General features: G+C 45.1%; 15 protein-coding genes and 1 tRNA gene. 1 reads left to right on the top strand and 15 read right to left on the bottom strand.

Annotation, left to right across the window (positions count from 1 at the left end; translation table 11 throughout):
* Positions 1-973: 973 nt before the first annotated feature.
* The 11 genes from HXT34_RS00845 to HXT34_RS00795 all read right to left on the bottom strand — a co-directional run bounded on the left by HXT34_RS00845 (position 974) and on the right by HXT34_RS00795 (position 16,041).
* Positions 974-2,776, bottom strand: coding sequence for a SpaH/EbpB family LPXTG-anchored major pilin (locus HXT34_RS00845; RefSeq protein ID WP_421784995.1), 1,803 nt, complete (start codon positions 2,774-2,776; stop codon positions 974-976).
* A gap of 259 nt (positions 2,777-3,035) precedes the next feature.
* Positions 3,036-5,474, bottom strand: coding sequence for a Rib/alpha-like domain-containing protein (locus HXT34_RS00840; protein WP_421784993.1), 2,439 nt, complete (start codon positions 5,472-5,474; stop codon positions 3,036-3,038).
* A 417-nt stretch (positions 5,475-5,891) separates the two neighbouring features.
* Entirely contained in the window at positions 5,892-6,776 is an 885-nt protein-coding gene (gene nusG / locus HXT34_RS00835; protein WP_421784991.1) for a transcription termination/antitermination protein NusG, read from the bottom strand.
* Positions 6,777-6,817: 41 nt separating this feature from the next.
* Positions 6,818-7,045 (bottom strand): preprotein translocase subunit SecE, encoded by a 228-nt coding sequence (gene secE, locus HXT34_RS00830; RefSeq protein ID WP_415683628.1) that lies wholly within the window; start codon positions 7,043-7,045, stop codon positions 6,818-6,820.
* Positions 7,046-7,081: 36 nt separating this feature from the next.
* Positions 7,082-7,157 (bottom strand) — tRNA-Trp (locus tag HXT34_RS00825).
* Between the two features lie 157 nt (positions 7,158-7,314).
* Positions 7,315-8,553 (bottom strand): pyridoxal phosphate-dependent aminotransferase, encoded by a 1,239-nt coding sequence (locus HXT34_RS00820; protein WP_415683626.1) that lies wholly within the window; start codon positions 8,551-8,553, stop codon positions 7,315-7,317.
* Between the two features lie 341 nt (positions 8,554-8,894).
* Complete coding sequence (gene proB / locus HXT34_RS00815) at positions 8,895-10,040, bottom strand: glutamate 5-kinase (protein WP_391496014.1); 1,146 nt, start codon at positions 10,038-10,040, stop codon at positions 8,895-8,897.
* 25 nt (positions 10,041-10,065) lie between these two features.
* Positions 10,066-11,748 (bottom strand): GTPase ObgE, encoded by a 1,683-nt coding sequence (gene obgE / locus HXT34_RS00810; protein ID WP_391496015.1) that lies wholly within the window; start codon positions 11,746-11,748, stop codon positions 10,066-10,068.
* 147 nt (positions 11,749-11,895) lie between these two features.
* A complete protein-coding gene (gene rpmA, locus HXT34_RS00805; protein WP_004106248.1) occupies positions 11,896-12,147 on the bottom strand; it encodes a 50S ribosomal protein L27 in 252 nt (83 codons plus the stop codon).
* Positions 12,148-12,180: 33 nt separating this feature from the next.
* Positions 12,181-12,489: a 50S ribosomal protein L21 gene (gene rplU, locus HXT34_RS00800; RefSeq protein ID WP_004111933.1), complete on the bottom strand. Its 309-nt coding sequence runs from the start codon at positions 12,487-12,489 to the stop codon at positions 12,181-12,183.
* Positions 12,490-12,663: 174 nt separating this feature from the next.
* Positions 12,664-16,041, bottom strand: a complete 3,378-nt coding sequence (locus HXT34_RS00795; RefSeq protein ID WP_421784987.1) for an Rne/Rng family ribonuclease — start codon at positions 16,039-16,041, stop codon at positions 12,664-12,666.
* A 424-nt stretch (positions 16,042-16,465) separates the two neighbouring features.
* Here HXT34_RS00795 and HXT34_RS00790 point away from each other — a divergent pair, with 424 nt between their 5' ends.
* Positions 16,466-17,407: an AEC family transporter gene (locus HXT34_RS00790; RefSeq protein WP_421784985.1), complete on the top strand. Its 942-nt coding sequence runs from the start codon at positions 16,466-16,468 to the stop codon at positions 17,405-17,407.
* Between the two features lie 331 nt (positions 17,408-17,738).
* Here HXT34_RS00790 and HXT34_RS00785 read toward each other — a convergent pair whose 3' ends face one another.
* From HXT34_RS00785 to thrB, 4 genes are all read right to left on the bottom strand, one after another.
* Positions 17,739-18,977, bottom strand: a complete 1,239-nt coding sequence (locus HXT34_RS00785; protein ID WP_421784983.1) for an ATP-binding protein — start codon at positions 18,975-18,977, stop codon at positions 17,739-17,741.
* Positions 18,978-19,252: 275 nt separating this feature from the next.
* Positions 19,253-20,476, bottom strand: coding sequence for a hypothetical protein (locus tag HXT34_RS00780; protein WP_419399243.1), 1,224 nt, complete (start codon positions 20,474-20,476; stop codon positions 19,253-19,255).
* Positions 20,477-20,993: 517 nt separating this feature from the next.
* A complete protein-coding gene (locus tag HXT34_RS00775; RefSeq protein ID WP_421784981.1) occupies positions 20,994-22,433 on the bottom strand; it encodes a Maf family nucleotide pyrophosphatase in 1,440 nt (479 codons plus the stop codon).
* 40 nt (positions 22,434-22,473) lie between these two features.
* On the bottom strand, positions 22,474-23,550 hold the full coding sequence (gene thrB / locus HXT34_RS00770) for a homoserine kinase (RefSeq protein WP_415687577.1): 1,077 nt from the start codon (positions 23,548-23,550) through the stop codon (positions 22,474-22,476).
* Between the last annotated feature and the right edge of the window lie 16 nt (positions 23,551-23,566).

Here is a 23,566-nt window from a genome sequence, read left to right as displayed (position 1 = left end):
ATAATTAGGCTTAGATTGGTTTTATTTTGTTGTTTTAATTTGTTTGCGATATTCTTGGCTTTCGTCTATGAGTTTTGGCTGATGTTTTCTGCAAACGATCTGATGAGCCTCGAAAGTTTTCAGCATCGCAAGTCCCGTCCTTCGTCGCTTTAGCCGTTAAAGGCTTTACTGTCTGCTCTGTTCTTAAAGAACGTAGCTTCCTCAGTCCTCTTTTATTGCTCTGCCCGAAAACTTTTGAGGCTCTACCACATTAGACCACAACACAAAACTCATAGACTCGTTAAGTTTGTTACGAAAAGTGCGTGGCTTACTAAGTGCAACTAAAGTCACACAATTAAGCTGCGGATGGGTGCGTGGTAGGAGTGCTTGGTGTGACGTGTGCAGCAGCAATGACGCTAGTGTTCTTTGAACAGTAGGAAATCGACGTCTGCAGAGCAATAATGCTAAAGTTCGCTAATCAATAAATAATCGCCGTTAGCAAAGCAATAATGCAAAGCTTCATTAGCAACGTCTGCAGAGCACAACCGCAAAGCTACATAAGCAACGTTTGCAAAGCACTGGTGCAAAGCTTCAGGAGGTTTGGGTAAATACGACCTTTACTTTACACGAGCGTAAAGTTTCTGCCGTTTTTTCGCTGTTTCGCGACCTTTACTTTACGCGAGCGTAAAGTTTCTGCCGTTTTTTCGCTGTTTCGCGACCTTTACTTTACGCGAGCGTAAAGTTTATGCCGCCTTTTCGCGCGGAAACGACTTTTTCTTTACACGAACGTAAAGTTTATGCCGCTTGTTGGCGCGTAGCCGACCGAAACTTTACAAGACTGTACAGTTTCTGTCGCTTGTTGGCGAGAACACGACTTTTTCGTTACGAGATTGTGAGGGAACAATCATAAGAGCAAGTGAGTCTAGGATTTAGTTAATTAAACCCTAGACTCACACTTTGCTATTAGACTACAAGACCAGCTTTAGAAAGCGGATCAAGCGTTCTGCTGCTGTTCTTCTTCCTTACGATTGCGCACGTACATAATCACGCTAGCAACAATAAGAACCATGCCTACGACAGCGAAAATCAGTATTCCGTAAGCGCCGGTTGCAGGAAGGTTGAACCAGAAGCTCTTGCCATCAATGTTATGTTCTGGAATATTCGGGAATTCTGCAACAGTAGGATTGGCCACAGTACTTGTTGCATCGACCGTAACTTCCTTTATAACATTAGAAAGCTTATAGCCTGTAGGAGCTTTAACCTCAACAACATAGAGTTTTGAACCAGCTACAGCCTTATAAGGAGCTTTGAACTTACCTGTAGGATTATTACTTGTATCAGTATCGTCAGTTTTTCCTTCAAAGGAAGATGCAGCTTTGCAAGCTTCAATATCTGCAAGCTTTCCACCCTTAAAGAGTTCATCTGCACAGCCTTGAGCTTTCTTTTGATCGCTAAAGATCTTGAACTCTGCATCTTTAAGATTCACATCAGGATGCTCTGCCTTGTACTTATGAACCTGCAAATATCCAAACTCTACCTTGGATTCACTTTTAGTACCATCACCCTCAGGAATAATTGGCGGCAAATTATTATCATCACTACCAACAGCCTGGAAGTAACCGGACTTGTTCACAAGATTATTATTGTCTGTCTTGCCAGCAGCTGGAGGATTCTTGTATGCATCGCTAAGAGAGAACTCAAGGTCAACAGTTACGTGGTGACTTGCTTTAGTAGTATCCTTCAATGCCGCAAGAAGCTTTTTCCTACCATCTTCAGTAAACTTAACCAAAACTCGAGTACGATTACCTTCGAGATTCATTGTGTCACCGGCAGTAGTAATTTTATTATTCGTAGAATTAGCTTCCGGTGTCACTTCATATTCCTTAGTAGAACCAGACTTACTTCCATCACTGAGCGGAGTATCATCAACTTTAACTCCAGTTACAGTACCAGCAGCAATATCCTTAAACGCAGCGGTTGGAGCATCATCGAACACCGCGAAACCTTTAAGGTCATCTGCAGTAAGATCTCGACCAGCAGGCTTAGGAACATTCAACTCGGCAGTAATAGTGAAAGGAACCTTATCACTCACGCCAGTGAAAGTCTTAGAACTATCAACCGTCTTCGTAATCGTTTGAGAAAGGTTCTTATTCTTAGGCTTTACAATTGGGTTGTATTCGTACGTGTTTTTATTTGCATCCGTAGAAATCAGCGGCAAAGTCATGTAGAAGTACTGCAAGTCAGAAGCACCATAGCTAGTAGGAGGCGTGACCTCTTCTACCTTATACAAGCCGAGATCAAGATTACTAGCAGTTGTTTTACCGTTACTGTCAGTAGCAGTTAACGACGTGCTAGTAGTATCAAGAGTAATATCAGCATTCTTGCCGCTTTCCTTCACGGTATGCTCATTCAACTTGGTAATAATATTTGCAATATTCTGCCAAGACTTAAGATCTTTAAGATCAACATTATTCGTGCCAATCTTTGTGACCTTGGTTACCTTGAATACTGCGCCTTGCAGCGGACTGTGACCGGCAGGGCACTTAGATTTAGTGTCTCCTGTACCTGGAGCATAAGTGCCTTGAGCCGCATCGCACTTAAGAATGGTGATGGTGCCGCTTGTTGGAGCGCCAGTCTCCCACGGAGCCTTAGAATCCTTAGAATCATCATGGTGTTGTGGAATTGGAGGCACACCCCACGCAACGCTGGACACAGTTACAGCGCCGGCGACGCACAGCGTGCCAGCCATCGCGAGCGACGCAACCGCCGCCACGAATTTATTAGTGAACTTTTTCATGTTCACTCCTTTCATTTGCCGTTTTACGGCAAGTAGAGAGTTAGTTTGCATTTATCATGCTCATACGAGTAAAGTTTTAAAATTTTTGGCATTTACCTTGTGTTATCACGCTCCCGAATCCCGAAAGACTGCGCGATAAAACACTGCGCAATAAAACACTGCGCAATAAAACAATGCGCGAAACAGGAAGGCTTTATGCGCAAATGCGTACGTAGTCGCCTTATGCGAAGCACCGCGAGTAAATGCATATACAACTGCTTCATACGTAATTGCATAAGCCTCGCCACCTTCCCAAAATTAATTTGCGGCCGCGCTCACTTTGACTTATCACAAAGCCAGCCGCCAGCAGATTCACCAGTAGCGCTGCAAGAATACCAAGCTGCAAATTCCAACTCTGACCGCCCGTGTTCGGCAAAGTAAAATTGCTCACCGAATGAATATTGAACGTAAAAGCAGCAAAATCCTTATTTTCTTTAAAAGATGCTGGATCAGTAGTTAGCGCAGAGCTTATCGTTGCAGGGGTTAAGCTGCCAGTTAGACCATCAAACTTAGCGAGCGCTTTAGGTTTCAGCGCGTACACAACGCACTGGTAATTGCCAACCTCAGTCGGCTTTATGCTCACTTCCATATCAGTTCGCGCAGCCACATTCGTTTTAGGATCAGCAGACGCGCAAGTCTTCTCGCCTTCTTTATCAGAGTGGCACGTATTTTGATTATCATCCCCAGGCACACTCAGCCCAAGCTCGGCAAGATTACTACTCCAAGTTTTGTATTCAAGGGACTCCTCAGCTTGCGGCGATCCAGCAGTTTGAGACAGTTGCGACGGTTCAGAGGGTTGCTCAGATCGCGAGCCAGAATCCTTCTTCTTGCCCTTCGAGCACAGCACGCGCAATGTAATCTTATTCGCGCTATCCGCCGCAGAAGTAGCATCAACAAACGGCTTAAGACTCATACCGAGTATCGCAGAAATCTTGTTATTGTCGCTAGTCAACGCTGTTGTAGAATCCTTAAACGGATACACTTTCAGCGTAAGATCATTATCGCCAATTTTTGGCGGCTCATCTCCAAACTGGATTGTTATAGTCTTATAATCCCAGTCAATGCCTTTCTTCTTAGAAAGCGATTCTTTATTGTTACCAAAAGCATCCATCGGATTATCGAAGGCAGACTTTAGTTTACTTTTATCTTTAGCGTTCGAATCAAATAAATCTACATAGCTTTCAGATACAACTTTACCTGCAGAAAAATTAGCATCATTAATAGCAAACACTCTGCAAGTATATTTACCTTCACTGCCAACTTTTGGAGTTCCAGTAATCCAGCTTTGGGAACGCTCGCCAATGCTGTCACCGTCGTTTTCGTACAGCTCACCGCTAGTAAAATCGTTAAGCACACTGCCACTTGTGCGATTCCCTAAACGATGTTCCCACTGCTTTTGCGTGGACGACTTAGCTGAACCAGACACATCACTATCGCTAAGAGTTAAGTCATTATTAATTGAATTAAGATAGTAATCACTATCACTGTCTTTATGGCAAATCATGCGATGGTAAATACGGTTAAACTTTCCAGAAGACTGGCTGTCAATAAAAATTGTACTTGGGTTAAATTTTCCATCTTTATTTAAAGTAAAAGGAACATCATCAACTTCGGTACGACCCTCAGCTTTCTGGTGATTGTAAACCTTTAACGATAAAACATTATTATTTTTAGTATCATTGTATCTAATCTTGACACGAAATTGTAAGTATTCCTCATAACCTTTAGCTTTAACTTTACATTTACTCTGCTCAGTGCAGGATTCCAGATGAGTTAAGGCAGACCCGTCCTTATACTCTACTTTTACATATACGTCATAGTAACCCTTCTTCAACCAATTATTAGGACGTATTGTAACCGCGCCAGAAGTAGAATCTACTTCAACAAACTTATTAGTTTCCTCTTTCGAATCAAGTAACTTTTCATCAACTACAATTCCCTCTAAAGAGAAACTTTTTACAAAGCCTTTAACTTCATCGTACGAAACATTTATTAATTTTGACGGATCACCATTATTACTAAGTTTAGTAACACGATAAAACTTTGGTTCTCCAGTATAAGACTCATCTGGTTTGGTTATATTGGCATACGATACATATTTGTTCTTATATTTAAACTCATACTTTGCTACATAGCATTTTGCGAGTTTATCCATGCCAGCTTTCCTGCACTCTTCCGGAAGCTGAGGCTCTTCATTCGCAACTCTGTCAGTGCCGTTATTAGCAGCTTTTGCAGAATCAGCAGCTTTATTTTTAGCGTCTTTGACGTTTTTCTTTACATCAGAATCAGTCGACTTAGCCTTATCATCAACCTTGTTACTATCAGAGTTCTGCTTTTCAACAGACTTCGATTCCTTATTATTAGTTAAAGTGCTTGAAGAGCCAGTATTTTTCTTATTAGGCTCAGTATTATTATTAGATTCACTCTGATCAGGCTGCTGCTGCTCAACATCACTCTTAGTAGAACCAGCCTTCGCGCCCTCAACCTTCTCAGTAGAAGTAGCACTTTCGCCAGCATTCCCACCAGCGCTTAAAGCATAAGTTGGAGCAATCACAAAAGTAGCAAGCAACATTGCAATCGCCACGAAAAAAGCAAATAGCGAACGGCGAATTGAGCGCACTAGTCGAAGGAAACGGCTAAATATATGCGAATTAAACATATACACCTACCTCCTAATTCACCAACTCTTATATAGTAATGTCGTTATTACAACGGCACTGAAAAACTCGAATTCTCTGCTAAAACGCCCTGCTAAAATTCTCTGCTAAAAACGTTCTTCTCAAACACTCAGCACTATACCCCCCCCCCACGCCTATTTGCAAGCCAAACTAGATATTTGGAAATATTTATTATTTAAATTGGTAAAAGCACTGTAATTGCAAGAAAATTTAGGATTATTTCCAAATTTTACGGCGTGTCGTAGTAAATAAGCGAACTAACTAAAACGAAAAACCAAACAAAACCAAAAAACTAAACAAAAAACAAAACAAAAAACCGGAGTGCAATACGCACCCCGGTTTGTAAAATCTACAAAAGCTAACTACAAAAGCTAGCTACAAAAGCCTAGGCTTTCAACTCAAACAATCGGCTCCACTTGGTTAAATCCAAGCTCCACAGGAGTTTCACGACCAAAGATGGAAACCAACACTGTAAGCTTCTGAGTTGTAGGCTCCACATCCGAAACCACAGCTGCCATCGTTGAGAATGGACCGTCGGTAACTGTTACCTGATCGCCAACCTTGTAAGCAACCTCAACCTTACGCTTACGTGCTGCAGCCGGCTTATCGCCAGCATTCTTCAAAGCTTCGGAAGCAATCATCGGAGCCATCATTGCCACAACTTCCTTGCGGCTCAATGGTGCAGGCTCTCTAGAAGGACCAACGAAACCAGTCACGCCCTCGGTTTCGCGCACAATGCGACGAGCGTTCTCATCCGGCCACATGCGAATCAACACATAGCCTGGCACACGCACGCGAGTAATAACCTTCTTACCCTTTTCCGTATGCTTCTCGACTTCTTCCATAGGAACTTCAATCTGGAAAATCTTATCTTCCAAACCAAAGCTCTGCACGCGAGATTCAACGTTAGTTTTTACGCGCTTTTCGTAACCAGAATACGTATGAAGAACGTACCACTTGCCTTCCAAAGTTCGAAGTTTCTTAGAAAATTCTGCTACAGCGATTGCGCCGGCATCAGTTGGGTCGGCATCGTCAGCATCGCTAGTTTCGTCAGCATCGCCATCATCGCTAGAAGCATCAGCAGCATCGTCAGCAGAAGCACTTTCAGCAGAAGCTGCGCCATCAGCTACATCAGCTTCAACAGACTCGCTAGATACAGCAGCTTCATTATCTACAGCTGATTCGTTTGCTTCGTCAGCATCATGATTTGCTTCGTCAGCATCAAGAGAAGCAAAAGCCTCATCAGCTTCATTTGCTTCTTCGAGATTGAATTCATCAGTCATCTTGCATACACCTTCAAAATTTCAACTCAGCCAATTTCAACTCAGCCGAACAGCCACATTACGGACTTACCCAAACCGAAGTCCATGCAGGTGACGAAAGCCATCAAAAATACAACAAATATGAAAACTGCAGACGACCAAGCAAACAACTCTTTGCCGTGAGGTGCAATAACCTTGCGCGTTTCGTCAATAGTTTGCTTAACGAACATGCCAATACGCACGAACAAGTTATGCTCTACTGCTTTCTTAGTACTGCGTGCCTGCGCCATGCTTGAATCCTTCGTGTAAAAACTTGAACAAAAAACTGGCAGGGACGGCGGGACTCGAACCCACAACCTACGGTTTTGGAGACCGTTGCGCTACCAATTGCGCCACATCCCTAAGGTGAACTTGCTCATCATACCCCAAAAGGGACGAAATAGCAAACCGCCAGATAGACATACTATCTCATGGGCATGATTTCGTTATATCGTCGTGCAAAAGCGAGTGTCGCATTTTGCAACGACAAGCAAGTTCTTATTTTGCAATAAATACTTGCTTAAGCTTCAACCCACTTCTTCATGCGACGCATGCCTTCAGCAAGCTGGTCGTCAGCAAGAGCGCAAGAGAATCGCAAATAGCCAGGAGCACCAAAAGCTTCTCCCGGAACCGCAGCAACATGCGCTTCGTCAAGCAACATTTCAGCAAATCGCGAAGAAGTATGCGGCACTTCGCGCTTCTCGCCAAGAGGACGCTCAAGCAGCGCTTCAACGTTAGCAAACGCGTAAAAAGCGCCGTGAGGAAGAGGGCAAGTAACGCCATCAATATTGTTCAACGCTTCCACAATTGCTTTGCGACGAGCATCAAAAGCCTCACGCATAGTGGCAACCACGTCCAGCGAGCCGCCTACTGCAGCAATTGCTGCACGTTGCGAAATATTAGAAACATTAGAAGTCATATGGCTTTGAAGCTTAATTGCAGCTTTAGCAACATCTTCTGGCGCCACCATCCAGCCAACACGCCAGCCAGGCATGGCGTAAGTTTTCGCAACACCATTCAAAATCAGCAGCTGCTTACGAATTTCCGGCACCTCGACGCCAATATACGAAGTCGAAATTCCGTCGTAATGCAAGTGCTCGTAAATCTCATCAGAAATAACCCAAATATGGTGTTTTACAGCCCACTCGCCGATTGCGCGAATAGTTTGCGCGCTCCAAATAGCACCTGTAGGATTCGAAGGCGAAGTTACGATAATTGCGCGCGTGCGTGAAGTGCGAGCGGACTCAATTGCCTCAATATCTGGCTCAAAACCGCGATCTGCACCTGCCAAAACCGGCACAGGCACGCCGCCTGCAAGCTTTACTGCTTCCGGATAACTCGTCCAATACGGAGCTGGAATAATAACTTCGTCGCCATCATTTAAAAGAATTTGGCAAGCTTCGTACACAGCTTGCTTTCCGCCGTTTGTAACTACGACTTGATTTGGGGAAACTTCGTAGCCGGAATCTCGCTGCACTTTGCGCGCAATCGCCTCCCTAAGCTCTGGCAAACCTGCCGTAGCAGTATAACGATAGTTGCGCGGATCTTTGCAAGCTTGCGTTGCAGCATCAACAATGTAAGAAGGAGTAGGAAAATCTGGCTCGCCCGCGCCAAAGCTTACAACGTCAATGCCGTCAGCTTTCATAGCTTTTGCCTTGCCGTCTACTGCCAAAGTTGCGCTCGGAGCGACTCGGTTTATACGCTCGCTTAATACGCGCCAATTTTCTGAGGATGAAGTTTCTGCAATATTCTCTGCCATGATTTACAGTGTAACCTTAAGCCGCGAAACGACAAATCTGCCGAAAATTTAACCGGCGCGTGCGCAACGACCTGCTTTCGCGCTTAAAGCGTAGCGCGCAATGACTTGCTTTCTGCGCGAGTGTCTCATTTTGCCCATTTTGAGACACTGGTGCAGATGAGTTACTGCGTTATTGTCTCTGTTTGTCTGTTTTAGGACATTCGTGCAGTCGTCGTTCTGCGCGAGTGTCTCATTTTGCTTGTTTTGAGACACTAGTGCAGTACTGTTACTGCGCGCGTATCTGAAGACCGGAGTAGTGAAACATTCGCCGGAAAATTCCCAGCATTTGGAGCTGCAATTGATTACACAAGCACGAGATTATCGCGATGAACCACCGGATGCGCATACTGACGGCCGAGTGATTCTTCAAGCTCATCGCTCGTACGCCCCATAATCTCCGGAATTTCCTCCGCGTCGAAAGCCACCAAGCCCTTAGCCAAGTGATTACCCTGCTCATCGTCAATCCACACAGGATCCGTCGCCGAAAACTCGCCGCGCACGCCAACAATACCAGCCGCAAGCAAGCTCGCACGACCTCCGCGAACCGCCTTCGCAGCACCATCATCAACCACCAAAGCTCCGTGCGGATGTGAAGCAAAACCAATCCAAAGTCGCCTTGAAGAATCGCGCGTATGCACCGGCGCAAACACAGTGCCAACAGCATCTCCAGCCAGTGCCGGACCAGCATTTCCAGCGCAAGTTAGCACAGTTGGAATTCCCGAAACTGCAGCAACATGCGCAGCTTCCATCTTCGTCACCATACCACCGGTACCTACGCCCGAAACACTTGCGCCAACTTTCACTTCTTCAATCGCGCGCGTCACATCTGGCACAAAACTCACACGCTTAGCACCCGGCTCACTAGGAGGCGCAGTATAAAGAGAATCCACATCCGTAAGCAACACAAGAGCTTCCGCTCGCACAATATTTGCTACAAGAGCCGCCAAACGGTCGTTGTCACCAAATCGAATTTCGTTGCTAGAAAGTGCATCATTTTCGTTTACTATTGGGATTACGCCAAGCTCAAGCAAACGTAGCATTGTGCGCTGTGCATTGCGGTAGCGCGACGGCGAAATAGTAACGTCCGCAGTAAGAAGCATTTGCCCGACTCTGAAACCAAATTGCGAAAATGCAGCTTCGTATTGAGCCATAAGCAATCCTTGACCAACTGAAGCTGTTGCCTGCTGAGTCGGCACATCTTTAGGACGCTCATTAAAGCCGAGCAAACCAAATCCAGCTGCAATTGCTCCAGAAGACACAAGCACAATGCGAGCGCCTTGCATTTGCGCGTGACTTATTGCAGTCACAAGAGCGCGCAACTTTTGCAAATCCAGCTGCCCGGACGCGCTCGTAAGTGAGCTTGAGCCAACTTTTACAACGATTGTGCGCGCCTCACGAATTGAACACCGAACCCCATCTTCGGTAAGCTCAATTTCTGGATTATTCATAAGATTCCTTTTGACATTGATTCTTCTAGTTTTCTTGCTCTTCGCCACGGCCAAACAAGCTATTTTCGTCATGGCGATCGTCATCCACAGAAGGATCCGCCCAGTGACCCGACTTTCGTTCAGCCATCATCGCGTCTCGAACTGCGCTCTTTGCATCCATCATGCTGTGATAATCTCGTCTACGCTCAGCATTCGTGCGCCTTGCTCCGCGAGGATCGTTCGCTTCGATTCGCAAATCCTTGCCACGCGCACCCAAGTTAGCGCCGTCCAATCCTTCTGCACCAGCAGCGATACTTGGATCCCAGTCGAAGCAAACCATATGGTTCCCAGTGCCAATACGAATTTCGTCTCCTGGACGCGCGCCCTTCTTGCGCAATTCATCCTCAACACCAAGCTTTGCTAAGCGATCCGCCAAATAACCAACGGCTTCGTCGTTGTCGAAATTCGTTTGCACAACCCAGCGCTCAGGTTTCGTGCCAGTAACAGTGAACCAAAAATCACCATTCCTGTCTTCTTCGCGCTTAATTTCAAAGTCTGCACTATTTCCACGTCCATCATCGCGACGACGACGCAAAGCTGAAGTCTGCTGCTCAAGAGGCTGAATGACAACACGCTCTTCTTCACGCGCTGCTTCCTCGGCAGCGAGCTTCTCACGCATTTCTTCAACCATTCGCCCAAGCGCAAAACCGAGCTCTTTCAAGCCTTCATGCGATGCGGTAGAAATCTCGAATACAGTCAATCCCATCTTCTCAAATTCACCGCGTACAAAATCAGCCAATTCTTTAGCTTCAGGCACATCAACTTTATTTAGCACAATAATGCGCGGACGCTCTGGAATTGGGATCGCACCCAACGGAAGCTCAAGTTTATCAGCGTATTGCGCAAGCTCATGCTCAAGAGCGTGGTAATCGCTAATTGGATCGCGATTTGGCTCCAGCGTTGCGCAATCGATTACGTGCGCAATAATTTCTGTGCGCTCAATATGACGCAAAAACTCAAGACCTAAGCCTTTTCCTTCGGAAGCTCCTGGAATTAAGCCTGGAACGTCTGCAATTGTGTAGCGATAGTTGCCAAAGCTTACAACGCCTAGGTTTGGCACCAAAGTAGTAAACGGGTAATCAGCAATTTTCGGCTTAGCTGCACTAATTGAGGCAACTAAGCTTGATTTTCCTGCGGAAGGGAATCCAACTAAAGCTACGTCTGCGATAGATTTGAGTTCCAAAATTACGTCGCGCTCTTCGCCAGGCTCGCCTAAAAGCGCGAATCCTGGGGCACGACGAGTTTTGTTTGCAAGTGCTGCGTTGCCAAGACCGCCAGCACCTCCCTGCGCTACAACGAATTTGTCTCCAACATGTTGCAAATCCGCCAAAACTTCGCCCGGTCGCTTTTGAGAGCCTGCGGCACCGCGTGCTGTAAAAACAACAGTTCCAACAGGCACAGGAAGTACTAAGTCTGCACCTTTTGAACCGTCTTTAGTGTCACCTAAGCCCATCGTACCGTTTTCTGCAGTGCGGTGAGGCATGAAGCGGTAGTCAAGTAAGCTATTTGCGTTGCGATCAGCTACAAAAATAACGGAACCGCCGTCACCGCCATTACCGCCATTTGGGCCTGCTAATGGCTTGTACTTTTCGCGACGAACTCCGGCAGATCCGTTTCCACCATCTCCGCCTTTTACATGCACTGTTACGCGGTCTACAAAATCACTCATACTGCTACCTTACTCGAAGATAAACACTTAAATTCTCGGGAACATGCGAGAACAAAAAAGCCGCACCGAACTGGGTGCGGCTTAAACGTTTTATCGTCGACTTATTGTCGCCGACTTATTGTTGAAGCACTTAGGCTTAACTAAGATTCAGGCGGTAACAACGTCAACAACCTTGCGGTCGCGACGAATACCGAACTTCACATTGCCGTCCACCAAAGCGTACAGCGTGTGATCCTTGCCCAAAGCAACGTTCTGACCTGCGTGGAACTTAGTGCCGCGCTGACGAACGATAATGTTGCCAGCCACTACAGCTTCACCGCCAAACTTCTTAACACCAAGATATTGCGCTTGCGAGTCGCGACCGTTGCGCGAGCTAGACGCACCCTTCTTATGTGCCATCTCACTGTCCTTTCAGGTTTATAACACCGTCAATCAGGCGATGGCCGTGATCTTGACGAGAGTCAACTTCTGACGATGACCCTTGCGACGAGCCACACCAGTCTTGTTCTTATACTTCATAATGCTAATCTTTGGACCCTTGGCTTCGTCGTTCAAGACTTCTGCCTTCACCGTGATCTTAGCAAGATCCTTGGCGCTCAAGGTCACCTTAGCACCGTCAACAACGAGCGCGACCGGGAATTCCACGGTATCGCCCTTCTTTGCATCGAGACGGTTCACGAGAATGGCGTCGCCAACCTCGACCTTCTCTTGATGGCCACCGGCCTTCACAATCGCGTACATAATTCGTTCCTTAGCTCAATTGAAAGCTTACTTTTGCCTTGCGCACAGCAAAACGCGCGCGGCAAGACACCGACTATCAAAAATACACCTACCCATGTACTAACGTCAAGTCGCTAGATTCATGAGTCAATGCAGACAATATTCAATATTGTACTCAAGGCATATACTTAGTCACTATTCAGAGGCGCAATCATCACTTTCTGTAGGTTCTTGCGTAGGTTCCTGAACAGTTTCTTGCGTAGTTTCTTGCGTAGGTTGTTCCGCAGTATACTCAGTAATCTCTTGCGTAGTATCCTCTAAATTATTTTCAACTAATTCTTCAGAAGTTTTATACGCTTCACTAGTTTCCGCAGTTTCACTATCTTCACTAGTTTCCACAATTTCGCCAGTTTCAGCAACTTCGCCAGTTTCATCCGCATTAGAAGATACAGAATCTTCTTCAGAATTCAAAAAATTACTATACTGCGTTTCTTCTTCAGATTTATGAGCTGCGTCAGTAATTACAGATGCGGCAGCTATACGCGCTAACTTAGCTCTCACTTCCGCGCTAGAACCCTGCTGCTTAACGGGAGCAGGCTGTTCTGTTGCGCTTCCATGACCATACTTGTTTGTTTTAACAAAAGGATCTCCACCCTTAAGCGCATAAGGATCCGCATATTCCGAAGAAACAGTAGGCTCATCGTGCAAAATAAATCCACGACCTTTGCACGTTGGACACTCTTCAGAGAACGCTTCAACTAAGCCTTGACCAACGCGTTTACGTGTCATTTGCACAAGGCCAAGAGACGTAACTTCAGCAACTTGATGCTTCGTGCGATCCCTAGCCAAGCATTCCAAAAGCCTACGCAAAACCAAATCGCGGTTCGCTGGCATAACCATATCAACATAATCGATCATGACCATGCCACCAATATCACGCAAACGAAGCTGGCGCGCAATCTCTTCAGAAGCCTCCAAATTACAACGAGTAACCGTTTCTTCCAAAGACTTACCACGCCCAATGAATCGCCCAGTATTCACATCGATCGTAGTCATTGCTTCCGTACGATCAATCACAATAGAGCCGCCAGCCGGCAAATAAACCTGACGCTCCATGCCCTTACGAAGCTGACTATCAATCTGCCACTTATCGAAAACGTCTTTGCCTTCATGCTCAGCAGGATCCCAATATTCAACCTTGCTGCGCAAATCTGGAGCCATCATCTCAAGATATTCATCAATTCGCTGACGCACTCCCTCACCTTCAACAATAAGCTTTTGGAAGTCATCGTTGAAAATATCGCGTACAACACGAATTGCCACATCAGGCTCACCCTGTAACAGCTTAGGGCGCTTTCCATGCAAGTATTCTTCGCGCTTAGCTTCAATGCGCTCCCACTGCTTAACAAGCGAATCTAAGTCTTTTTCAATCGACTCCTCGCTTGCACCGTCAGCAGCAGTACGAATAATAACGCCCATATCTTTTGGTGCAATCTTCGACACAATAGCGCGCAAACGCGAGCGCTCTCGATCCGAAAGCTTGCGGCTCACACCTGTCATGCCGCCAGATGGCACAAGCACTAAGAAACGCCCTGCAAGAGTTACTTGCGAAGTCAATCGAGCACCCTTATGTCCAATTGGATCCTTAGTAACCTGCACAAGCACAGGATCGCCAGACTTAAACGCAAGCTCAATTCTACGAGGCTGACCTTCAAGACGAGCCATATCCCAATTAACTTCGCCTGCATAAAGCACGCCATTCCTGGCTTGACCAATATCTACGAATGCAGCTTCCATGCTTGGAAGCACGTTTTGAATGCGCCCAAGATAAATATTTCCAACAGTGGCAACTTCTTGAATATCAGAAACGTAATGTTCTACAAGAATATTGTCTTCAATAACGGAAATTTGCGTGTGGCGATCGCGCTCACGAACAACCATTAATCGTTCAACATTTTCGCGACGAGCAAGGAAATCTTGCTCCATAAGAAGGTTCTGACGGCTACGCTCACGTCTATTATCTCTACGTCGTTGGCGCTTTGCTTCAAGTCGCGTAGAGCCTTCAATATCCGTAATTTCGTCTATATACTGCTGCTTGCGCGAGCGGCGAGAAGTCAAGTCATCTTCGTTTGCATTAGTGTAGTCGGACGACTCTTCCTGAGAAGATGCGGAATTTGCGTCATCGGAAGATTTAGAACGACGGCGACGACGGCGGCGCGTATAAAGAGTTTCTTCCTCATCTTGCTCACGAAGCTCTTCTGGATCTGGAATTAAATCGCGATCTTCTTGAGAGACTTCATCTAGATTTGCGCGTTTTGTGCGAGAATTTGCGTCATCGTCAAGATCGTTAGAAATATCGATGTCGAAATCGCGGCTTTCGTTGCGGCTTTCGTTGCGATCAGCGCGAGAGTTACGGCGGCGACGACGGCGGCGCGTAATCATCATTTCGTCGTCATCATTGTCATTATTTGCATTATAGTCGTCGTTTGCGCTTCTGTTATCGCTTTCGTCGCTGCTATCGCGGCTATCTCTTCTATCGCGACCATCTCTGTTATTGCGATTACCTCTGTTATCTCTGCTATCGCTGCCACTTCTGCTGTCTACTGCATCGCTTTCATTTCGAGCGTCATCATCATCAGAAATGTTATTTGACATATTGCGACGATTAGAACGCCTATTTGAAGTATTTTCTGCAGATAAAATATCGCTAACGTCAAGAGTTTCATCGATGCGCGTATCAATAGGAGCGTAAACAATATTGTCGTATGTAAGATCTTCTTCAATTTGCTCGACTTCAGCTGCAGCACGTCGCTCAACAGCATTCAACCTGCGAGAACGGCGAGAACGCTGGTTTTTGCGAGTTTTTTCATCGCGACCATCTTGCGAATCCTGAAAATCCTTAGTGTACTCAGAATCTTGAGAATACATAGAACGACTTGTTTCACGCGATGTTTCACGGCTATTTCCTCTGCCGCTATCACGCTTCATTTCGCTTGAATTCTCGCGTCTTTCAGAACGCGACTTGCGTTCTCTACTATCGCGAGAATCACGACTATCACGGCTATCACGAGCATCACGGCTATTGCGGCTATTGCGTCCAGCGCGCCTTCCGCGAGAAATATCGCGCAAGTCATCACGCAAATCATCATTCAAGCCATCGCGCAAGTCATCATTCAAACCGTCACGCAAATCGTCACGCAAGTCGTCGCGCGAACCGCTGCTTTCTTCAGTACGATCGTTCACTATCTTAGGAAGAACTGGTTCCTGGAATAGCAGCGAAGTTATTGGGCGCGATTTAACAACATGCGGCTCAGAATTCTTCGCACTAGAATCCTCAACTTTTAGTTCCATTGCTTCTCCAGCCGCACCGGCACCACGCGTAACTCGTCGACCGCGACGGCGACGCGTAACACCAGAGCTTTGCTGCAAAGTATCACCGGCAGCTATGTTACTTTCCGAAGAATCTGCAGATTGCATTGTTTCGGACATATCCGCAGAAGTAGCAGTTTTAAACACAGTTCTACTATTTTCAGCTTCAGATTCATTGAAGCGTTCTCTTATTATTCTGGGCACTATGCTCCTCACGAGACGCTGCATCGCCTCGCATCCCTGGCTTTAAGTTGAGCACGCACGTGCGCGAGCCACCCCAAAGCTCTCTACAAAGTCTAGCTGCGCGACAGCGGACGCCAGCCTCGGAAAACGCTCACGAGGGGATCGACGCCATCGATTGCCTGGCGGCTTGCAGTGCCACCGCTCTCTAGTATGCCATATTGCCGAGTCAAATATATAACTCGTTGAATATTAAAATTTACAACGTTACTTTTAAGCCAAAAGCAGCAAAACTACACGCGCGCTACTATCTGCACTAATGAAAATCGTTGCGCACACATAAAAGTTGCGTATCGCTCCTATAGTTGCAGCATAGGTTTGTGCGAATATATTTGCGCACTACTTACTATTTGGAAATACTATTTGGGATACCCTTTGGAGGCAAGAAATGGGCTTAATCAGCGCAATGCAAGGCTTTTGCGTAATTGGCATTGTTATTGCTGCAGGCTACGTTACTGCTCGCATGCGCGTTGGCGGTTCACAGGCTCAAATGGTGCTAAATCGCGTCAGTTTTTTCGTTTCCAGCCCTTGCTTAATGTTTGCGATCCTTTCTAAAGAACCTATTTTTGAGATTTTTCACTCTTCGATTTTTGTTGCATTCTTTTCTGCGATGATTGTTGGAGTTGCGTTCGTGCTGCTTAATCGCATTTGTTTCCATCTTCCTGCAGCCGACTGCACTATAGGCGCGCTCAATTCTCTTTATTTGAATTCAAACAATATTGGCCTTCCAGTTGCAACTTATATTTTGGGAAATCCTGCGCTTGTTGCTCCGATTTTAGTTATGCAACAAGCTGTGTTTACTCCTGTTGGTTTGACGGTTCTCGACATTACAACTACTGGCAAATGTTCGCTTAAGCGCATAGCTCAGCAGCCTTTAAAACAGCCACTTTTAATTGGTTCGCTTGGTGGAATTATTATTTCAGCAATTTCCGCAAAAGTTGGCTACTTCCCTGTTCCGAATTTTCTTTACGATCCAATTAAGATGATTGGCGATTCTGCAGTTCCAATGATTTTAATGGCTTTTGGAATGTCGCTTTATGGCAGCAAGCCTTTGCAAAAAGATTCTAATCGAGCTGCTATTGCCACGGTTGCAGTGCTAAAAAATCTTATTATGCCTGCAATTGCGTTTTTGCTGGCTTACTTTGTGATGGGTTTTCGCGGTGCGACTTTGTATGCGTGCGTTGTGTTAGCTGCGCTTCCAACCGGTCAAAACGTTTACAATTATGCTGCGCGCTACAACGTCGGCTTAAGTTTTGCGCGCGACGGCATACTGTTTTCTACTGTCACTAGCCCAATTTGCATAGCCGTAATTGCAGCCGTTTTAGGGTGATTTCGTACGCGTTTATGCCGCCTACGCGCGCACTCCCGACAGAAACTTTACAGTAGCGTAAAGAAACGGTCGCCTACGCGCGAAAAAACGGCAGAAACTTTACAGTCGCGCTGCTAGCGAATCGATACACGCGTTAAATATTTTTGCAGTCAATAGAAAATGTCGAAAACATCTGGCGATTATGTATTTTCGACAGTTTTGGCTTACGTTTTGTTTATTTCACCAAACGATTTGTCATTTTCGACATTTTAGTAAGCTGCAAAAAAATCGTGGCGGACGCACTACATAGCAGTACTCAAACAGCGGTAATTCATTAAGACTTTAAAAAACTTTAAGACTTTTCAATCAGCCAATCAACTACATACTTCACGCGAACCCCATCTATTAAATCAACTCCAGCATATCTGCCAGTAATAAGGAATTTCGCGTAATTATCGCGTATTTTAAGCAAATTATCGGTTTCATGCGTATTTTCTGGCAATTGCTGAGTAACCTGATAATATTCAACCAAATCGCCCTTGCGCGCAATAAAATCTACTTCACTACCCTCAACTCGAGCAACATCAACGTCATACCCCCTTCGCAGCAACTCCAAAAATACAATATTTTCTAAGCGATTACCCATATTCCCAAGACGATGACTAACTGCCTGATTCCTCAAACCACTGTCAACAATAAAATACTTTGCATTCTGCCTCAAGTATGCTTTACCTCGAATATCGTACGGGCGAACTTCAAAAAACAGATAAGCATTTTGCAAAAGCTCTAAATACCTAGAAATAGTATGATTTGAAACTTCTATACGCTCGTTTTTTAAAAGACTAGTAACCTTAGAAGCATTAACAAGCTGACCAACATTATCAGCCAAAAATGCGACTATTCTTTTAAGAGTAAAACTATCTTTTATTTGCGCGCGAGCAGCAATATCGTTAAGAATAATGGAATCATATATGCCGGAAAGAATAGTGTATCTAAGCGGCTCATCCGCAAGCACAACACTAGGAAATCCGCCATATTGTTCATATTCTTTATACGCCAGATCTACTTCCCTAGAATTAACGTCGATTTGCTTTGCTCCTAAGAATTCCTTGAATGAGAACGGGTACACTGGTATTTCAACGTACCTTCCACTTAAGTTAGTGGCAAGCTCGCCAGAAAGAAGTTTCGCGTTAGATCCTGTTATAACAATATCGCAATTAAAACTAACTCTAAGTGCGTTAATGGCTTTTTGCCAACCATCTACAAACTGTATTTCGTCTATTAAAATGTATGTTTTTGGTTGATCTACATTTGTTTGTTGACTTTTGCCACTGTTCGAATTTTCACCACTGTTCATTTTTGAACAGATAATATCCATAAGATTGGAATCTGTAAGCACATTGCGATATTCAAAACTTTCAAGATTTATGTAGATTATATGCGAGTCTGGCACTCCAAGCTCGCGAAGAGAATCCATGTATTGTTTAAGGATTACCGATTTTCCGCAGCGGCGTACACCTGTTATCACTTTTACAAAATCAGTGTCTCTAAAAGCAAGAAGCTTATTAAGATACTCAGTCCTAGGATACATACGTTTGCCTTTCGCAAGTTGGAAGCCTACTTCCAAGTTTAGTGCAAAATGACAAAAGTTGGAAGTCTACTTCCAGATTGCAAATCTCTTCGCGCAACTATCTTTGCGCAATTACCTTCGTGCAGCTACTTTTGCTCAACCACCTTCGCGCACGATTTAAAAAGCTAACTAACTAGCGCTTGCCTGAAAATGTTTACTTAAAGCATGTGGTATGTGCCCATTTCTGGACACATACCACTGATGTAGCTTTATAAATGCTTGCTATAAGCAAACTTTTATAAATACATCATCTCACGCTCTGGATTAAGGAACTTCGTGAACTTTACAGCCTTTAACAGCAAAGCTACAAGACATGGCAAAATAACCAATAGAAGAATCGAAACAACAAAAAATTCTGCTGCATCTAACAATAATTCAAAGGTTGATGATCCAAGAGTAAACCAACCAATAATATAAATATCACAAAGAGTATTGGCAATGCAGGAAATTATAACTGATATTAAATTAACAAGCATATATTTTAAATTGTTTTCAGGCTTATATTTGACTATAACCCATTGCAATATTTCTACGGAAACAAAGAAAATAACAACAGGTAACCATACTAAGCTCTGAATTATAGAATTATATGAATTTCCAGATATAGGATAAAGTTTGAAGTAACAATACATCATCGAAGCAGTCATAATAATAAAAACAAATACACCACTTGCTGCAGTAAAGAATCTTTTACGTAATACTTGAGCAAAGCTAAGTATTATTGCAAGCGGAAACATCCATCCTGCATAAGCTAGAATTCCAAACAAAACCTGGTGTTCATCATTATATTTAAAAACTTCTTTAATATTTATCCATAAATTAACACATAAATCAATGCCATATATAATAAAAAGAGATTCAAGAATCGCTACTACAGCAACAACTATGATTGCAGAAATAATTTCTTTAGCATTCCACCTAAAAGAAAACTTACGAGCCTGCTCTTCAATATAAGCAGGATTAAACATGCCATTAGCATAACCAGTTTGATAACCAAAAGCTTGAGCAGCACCAGCTTGATAAGCACCATATTGATTAGTAAAAGACCCACCTACATATTGACCACTGTATTGACCACCATATTGCAATTGACTGTATTGAGACTGGAAGTACTGAGACTGTTGACCAACAGGGAACTGATTGTACTGCTGAGTATACTGCTGATTTGATTGCTGAGCGTACTGCTGATCTGGCTGCTGACTTGACTGAACATACTGCTGGCTCATTGAAGACTGCTCGTATTGCTGATAATACAACTGGGCAGACTGAGGCTGCTGCTGCATCGGTTGATTATGATTCTGCGCCGACTGACCATACTGCTGAGAATATGATTGGCCATACGACTGACCATAAGGCTGACCATACGACTGACCATTTTGAGAATAACCAGCACTATCAGAAGCACCATTCATCTGATTTTTGCCACGATAATCATCAACACCATTATTGACATCACTCATAGCAAACCTCCAAATCTAACACTCACTGTTAAAAAAATTTCTCCCAAATAAAACAGTCAGACGATAAAACAATCCAACAAAACTGTCAGCTTATTATACCTCCATCAACAAATTAACCCCACAAACAGTAACATTAAAAAAAAACTCAACACTTCCCTATTAAAAAAGTCCGCAAACACAGGCACATTACCCAGTGATTGTGGACTTAATCGATGCTATAAAACAAACTCACACTATTCAATCACAATGCTTGCTGAGCAAGAAGCAGTTTTCGCGCCTTAATCCGACAGAAACTTTACAGCGTTGTAAAGGAAAAGTCGTTTCCGCGCCTTAATCCGGCAGAAACTGCGCAGCGACGTAAAGTTTCAGTCGGGAAACCGGCAAAAAACGGCAAAAACTTTACAGCTGTGTAAAATTTATGCCGCCTACACGTGCAATCCCGGCAGAAACTTTACAGTCGCGTAAAGAAACGGTCGTTTCCGCGCCTCAACCCGGCAGAAACTTTACAGTCACGCTGCTAGCGAATCGAGGCAAGCGAATCGAGGCGAGCGCGGAATGACGGCCAATCCGTGCGCATTGCCGTAAGCAGCTTCAACTTAGGCACGTCGTCAATCGGCACCCACTTAATTTCCATACTCTCGTCATCGTGCGCACAAGGATCCACACTATGCCCCGGCTTTTCAAATGCAAAAACCGTTGTGTAGCGCCAGTTTCCGTGATCCTCGCGGTAAGCTCCAACAACCTCAATATCTCCCGAAGTAATATTTGCTTCCTCGAAAGACTCACGCAATGCGCCCTCAATCGCGCTTTCGCCATCGGAAATTGCGCCGCCCGGGATGCCCCAAGTGCCACCTTCAGCGCTCCAAAGCGCGCGATGTTGCATCACAACGTGCGTCACGCGACCAGTTTCAGCATCTCGCCTAGCAAGCAGCACTCCAGCAGCGCCGTTATGACCCCAATGCCTTCGACCACAATCGCAATGCACCCATCCATCTCCCGGCTGATGCACATTTTCTTTAGGCACCTCCGTGGAAGTCGGATCATTCTTTTCGCCAGCTTCTTCCAAGCTTTCCTTATTCCACAAATCCGGCCATGCGTACCCAAGCTCAGTAACCATACTGCGAAGAAGCGGCAAGCTGATTCCAAGAACACCGTGCGGATCTCCATTAATACTTTCAATAAAAGCTCCGCCAAAACCTTCTAGCGTAAAGGATCCTGCAACTTCCAGCGGCTCTCCAGTTGCTACATACGCGCGAATTTCCGCGTCACTCATTTGCGCAAAAGTTACGCTTGCGTGGCTTGTTTTGCACACGATTTTGCCGGTTTTTGCGTCGATTAAACAGTGACCAGTCCACAATTGTCCTGTTTTTCCGCTCATTTGCTTAATCCGCTCAAATGCCACCTCAGGAGTATGCGGCTTTCCGTAGCATTCTCCATCGAGCAAGAACATGGAATCGCAGCCAACAATCAGCACACCGCTACAATCATTAGAAGATTTATTCGTATATGCAAAATCGTGAATATCGAAAGTTTTTGTAGGAACAGTAACACCTGAAAAATCGCGAGTTTGCGCCGTATCTACGTTATGTGTTACATCTGATTGCGAATCGCTTGCTAAAGCATTACCAGCAGATTCCGCAGATTCAGCAGATTTGTCTGATTCCGCAGCTTCAGCTTCCAGCGGATACCCCACAACTAAATCGCCACTAGCACTCGCCGCTGCATCCGCCACAAGTTTCCACGCATTGTACACAGCTTGAGCTTTTGCGCGAGCCAAAATCGAAACGCGCTCACATGCACTCAACTGCTCAACGCTTGAACCTCGCTCACTAGCGGCATCTCGCAAAGCCGCAGGCTCATCCACTTCGCTTACGTGAATTATCGGAATCACGCCAGCCGCCGCCAAAACCGCTCTACGCGCCGGAGACTGCGAGGCTAAAATCAACGAAACTGTCATACCTTACTCTTCCTTTTACGCCTTTACAACTTCGCACAAATCATTCGCGAGTTATTGCAACGCCAGTAGAATCAACAGGCACGTGCAAAACGCGCCAGCCTGTACACGAAAGCCACGGCTCGGCAATTGCGTCGATTTTTTGAGCCGCACTCTTTTTATACTCAGCATCTCCTGCATAAAATACAGCAACGCACGATCCTGCTCCCGAAATCGCCGCCGCAAAACCATTCTCGCGCAACGTTTCCACCAGCTTCCACGAATCCTTCATAAGATTTGCGCGATACGGTTGATGAAGAGCATCTTGAGTTGCTGCAAAAAGTAACGCATTTCGCGAAATATCAGATTTTACTGTGCCTAATTCATTTTCCGAATCACTATTTAACTCACCAAAAGCAACCGGAAGCATTGCAGCTCGCGACACGTTAAATATTGCATCACCATACGGCACTTTTGCTGGAAGCGCGCGCCTAGCAAGCTCTGTAGAAAGCTCGAAATCAGGAACGAATACAGACACGGAAATATCTTGTGAAACTTTGTATCGTACAGTATGAAAACCAGTAGAAAGCGGAGCTTCGCAATCTCCAGCCACGCGCACAGAGCCTTTTCCTTCTCCAGCATCAAGCTTCCAGCTCATCGTCAAACCGCCAAAAACTGCAGGAGCAACATTGTCTGGATGACCTTCAATTGCAGCCGCGATTTCGAAAATTGCTTCGCGATTAAGCTCACCTTCGTGCGCAAAAGCCCAAGCAGCAGCAACAGCAGCCACAATCGCTTCTGCAGAAGAGCCCATACCGCGCGCTTGCGGAATCCGATTATGCACTTCTAACGTAAATCGTAAGTTTGGCAGACCAAATATTTTGCAAGCTTTGCGAAAAGTCGCTACAACTAGATGCGTTTCATCTTTTGGAAGCGTATCCTCGCCTTCGCCGTGAATAATTACACGCACGTTTCCAGCATAATCGAGCGAATCAAGCGAATTTTTAGAATGATTATCATCCAGAGTAAAAACTAAAGAATCCGCATAATCAAGCGCAATACCTGCTGTATCAAACCCAGAACCGAGATTTGCACTAGTTGCTGGCACACGCACGGAAACACTGTTACATACTGGATTCATACGATCACCTTCTCGC

This window comes from Gardnerella sp. DNF00983 (assembly GCF_049244265.1).
Taxonomy (GTDB): domain Bacteria; phylum Actinomycetota; class Actinomycetes; order Actinomycetales; family Bifidobacteriaceae; genus Bifidobacterium; species Bifidobacterium vaginale_J.
This window is presented reverse-complemented; position numbering and strand designations above follow the sequence as displayed.

What these genes read in the sequence shown, in the direction of transcription:
- secE (WP_415683628.1), bottom strand. Translation starts at nt 7,045, where the DNA reads ATGGCGCAGGCACGCAGTACTAAGAAAGCAGTAGAGCATAACTTGTTC.
- HXT34_RS00775 (WP_421784981.1), bottom strand. Translation starts at nt 22,433, where the DNA reads ATGACAGTTTCGTTGATTTTAGCCTCGCAGTCTCCGGCGCGTAGAGCG.
- HXT34_RS00820 (WP_415683626.1), bottom strand. Translation starts at nt 8,553, where the DNA reads ATGGCAGAGAATATTGCAGAAACTTCATCCTCAGAAAATTGGCGCGTA.
- HXT34_RS00845 (WP_421784995.1), bottom strand. Translation starts at nt 2,776, where the DNA reads ATGAAAAAGTTCACTAATAAATTCGTGGCGGCGGTTGCGTCGCTCGCG.
- rplU (WP_004111933.1), bottom strand. Translation starts at nt 12,489, where the DNA reads ATGTACGCGATTGTGAAGGCCGGTGGCCATCAAGAGAAGGTCGAGGTT.
- HXT34_RS00840 (WP_421784993.1), bottom strand. Translation starts at nt 5,474, where the DNA reads ATGTTTAATTCGCATATATTTAGCCGTTTCCTTCGACTAGTGCGCTCA.
- proB (WP_391496014.1), bottom strand. Translation starts at nt 10,040, where the DNA reads ATGAATAATCCAGAAATTGAGCTTACCGAAGATGGGGTTCGGTGTTCA.
- rpmA (WP_004106248.1), bottom strand. Translation starts at nt 12,147, where the DNA reads ATGGCACATAAGAAGGGTGCGTCTAGCTCGCGCAACGGTCGCGACTCG.
- obgE (WP_391496015.1), bottom strand. Translation starts at nt 11,748, where the DNA reads ATGAGTGATTTTGTAGACCGCGTAACAGTGCATGTAAAAGGCGGAGAT.
- HXT34_RS00790 (WP_421784985.1), top strand. Translation starts at nt 16,466, where the DNA reads ATGGGCTTAATCAGCGCAATGCAAGGCTTTTGCGTAATTGGCATTGTT.
- HXT34_RS00785 (WP_421784983.1), bottom strand. Translation starts at nt 18,977, where the DNA reads ATGTATCCTAGGACTGAGTATCTTAATAAGCTTCTTGCTTTTAGAGAC.
- nusG (WP_421784991.1), bottom strand. Translation starts at nt 6,776, where the DNA reads ATGACTGATGAATTCAATCTCGAAGAAGCAAATGAAGCTGATGAGGCT.
- thrB (WP_415687577.1), bottom strand. Translation starts at nt 23,550, where the DNA reads ATGAATCCAGTATGTAACAGTGTTTCCGTGCGTGTGCCAGCAACTAGT.
- HXT34_RS00780 (WP_419399243.1), bottom strand. Translation starts at nt 20,476, where the DNA reads ATGAGTGATGTCAATAATGGTGTTGATGATTATCGTGGCAAAAATCAG.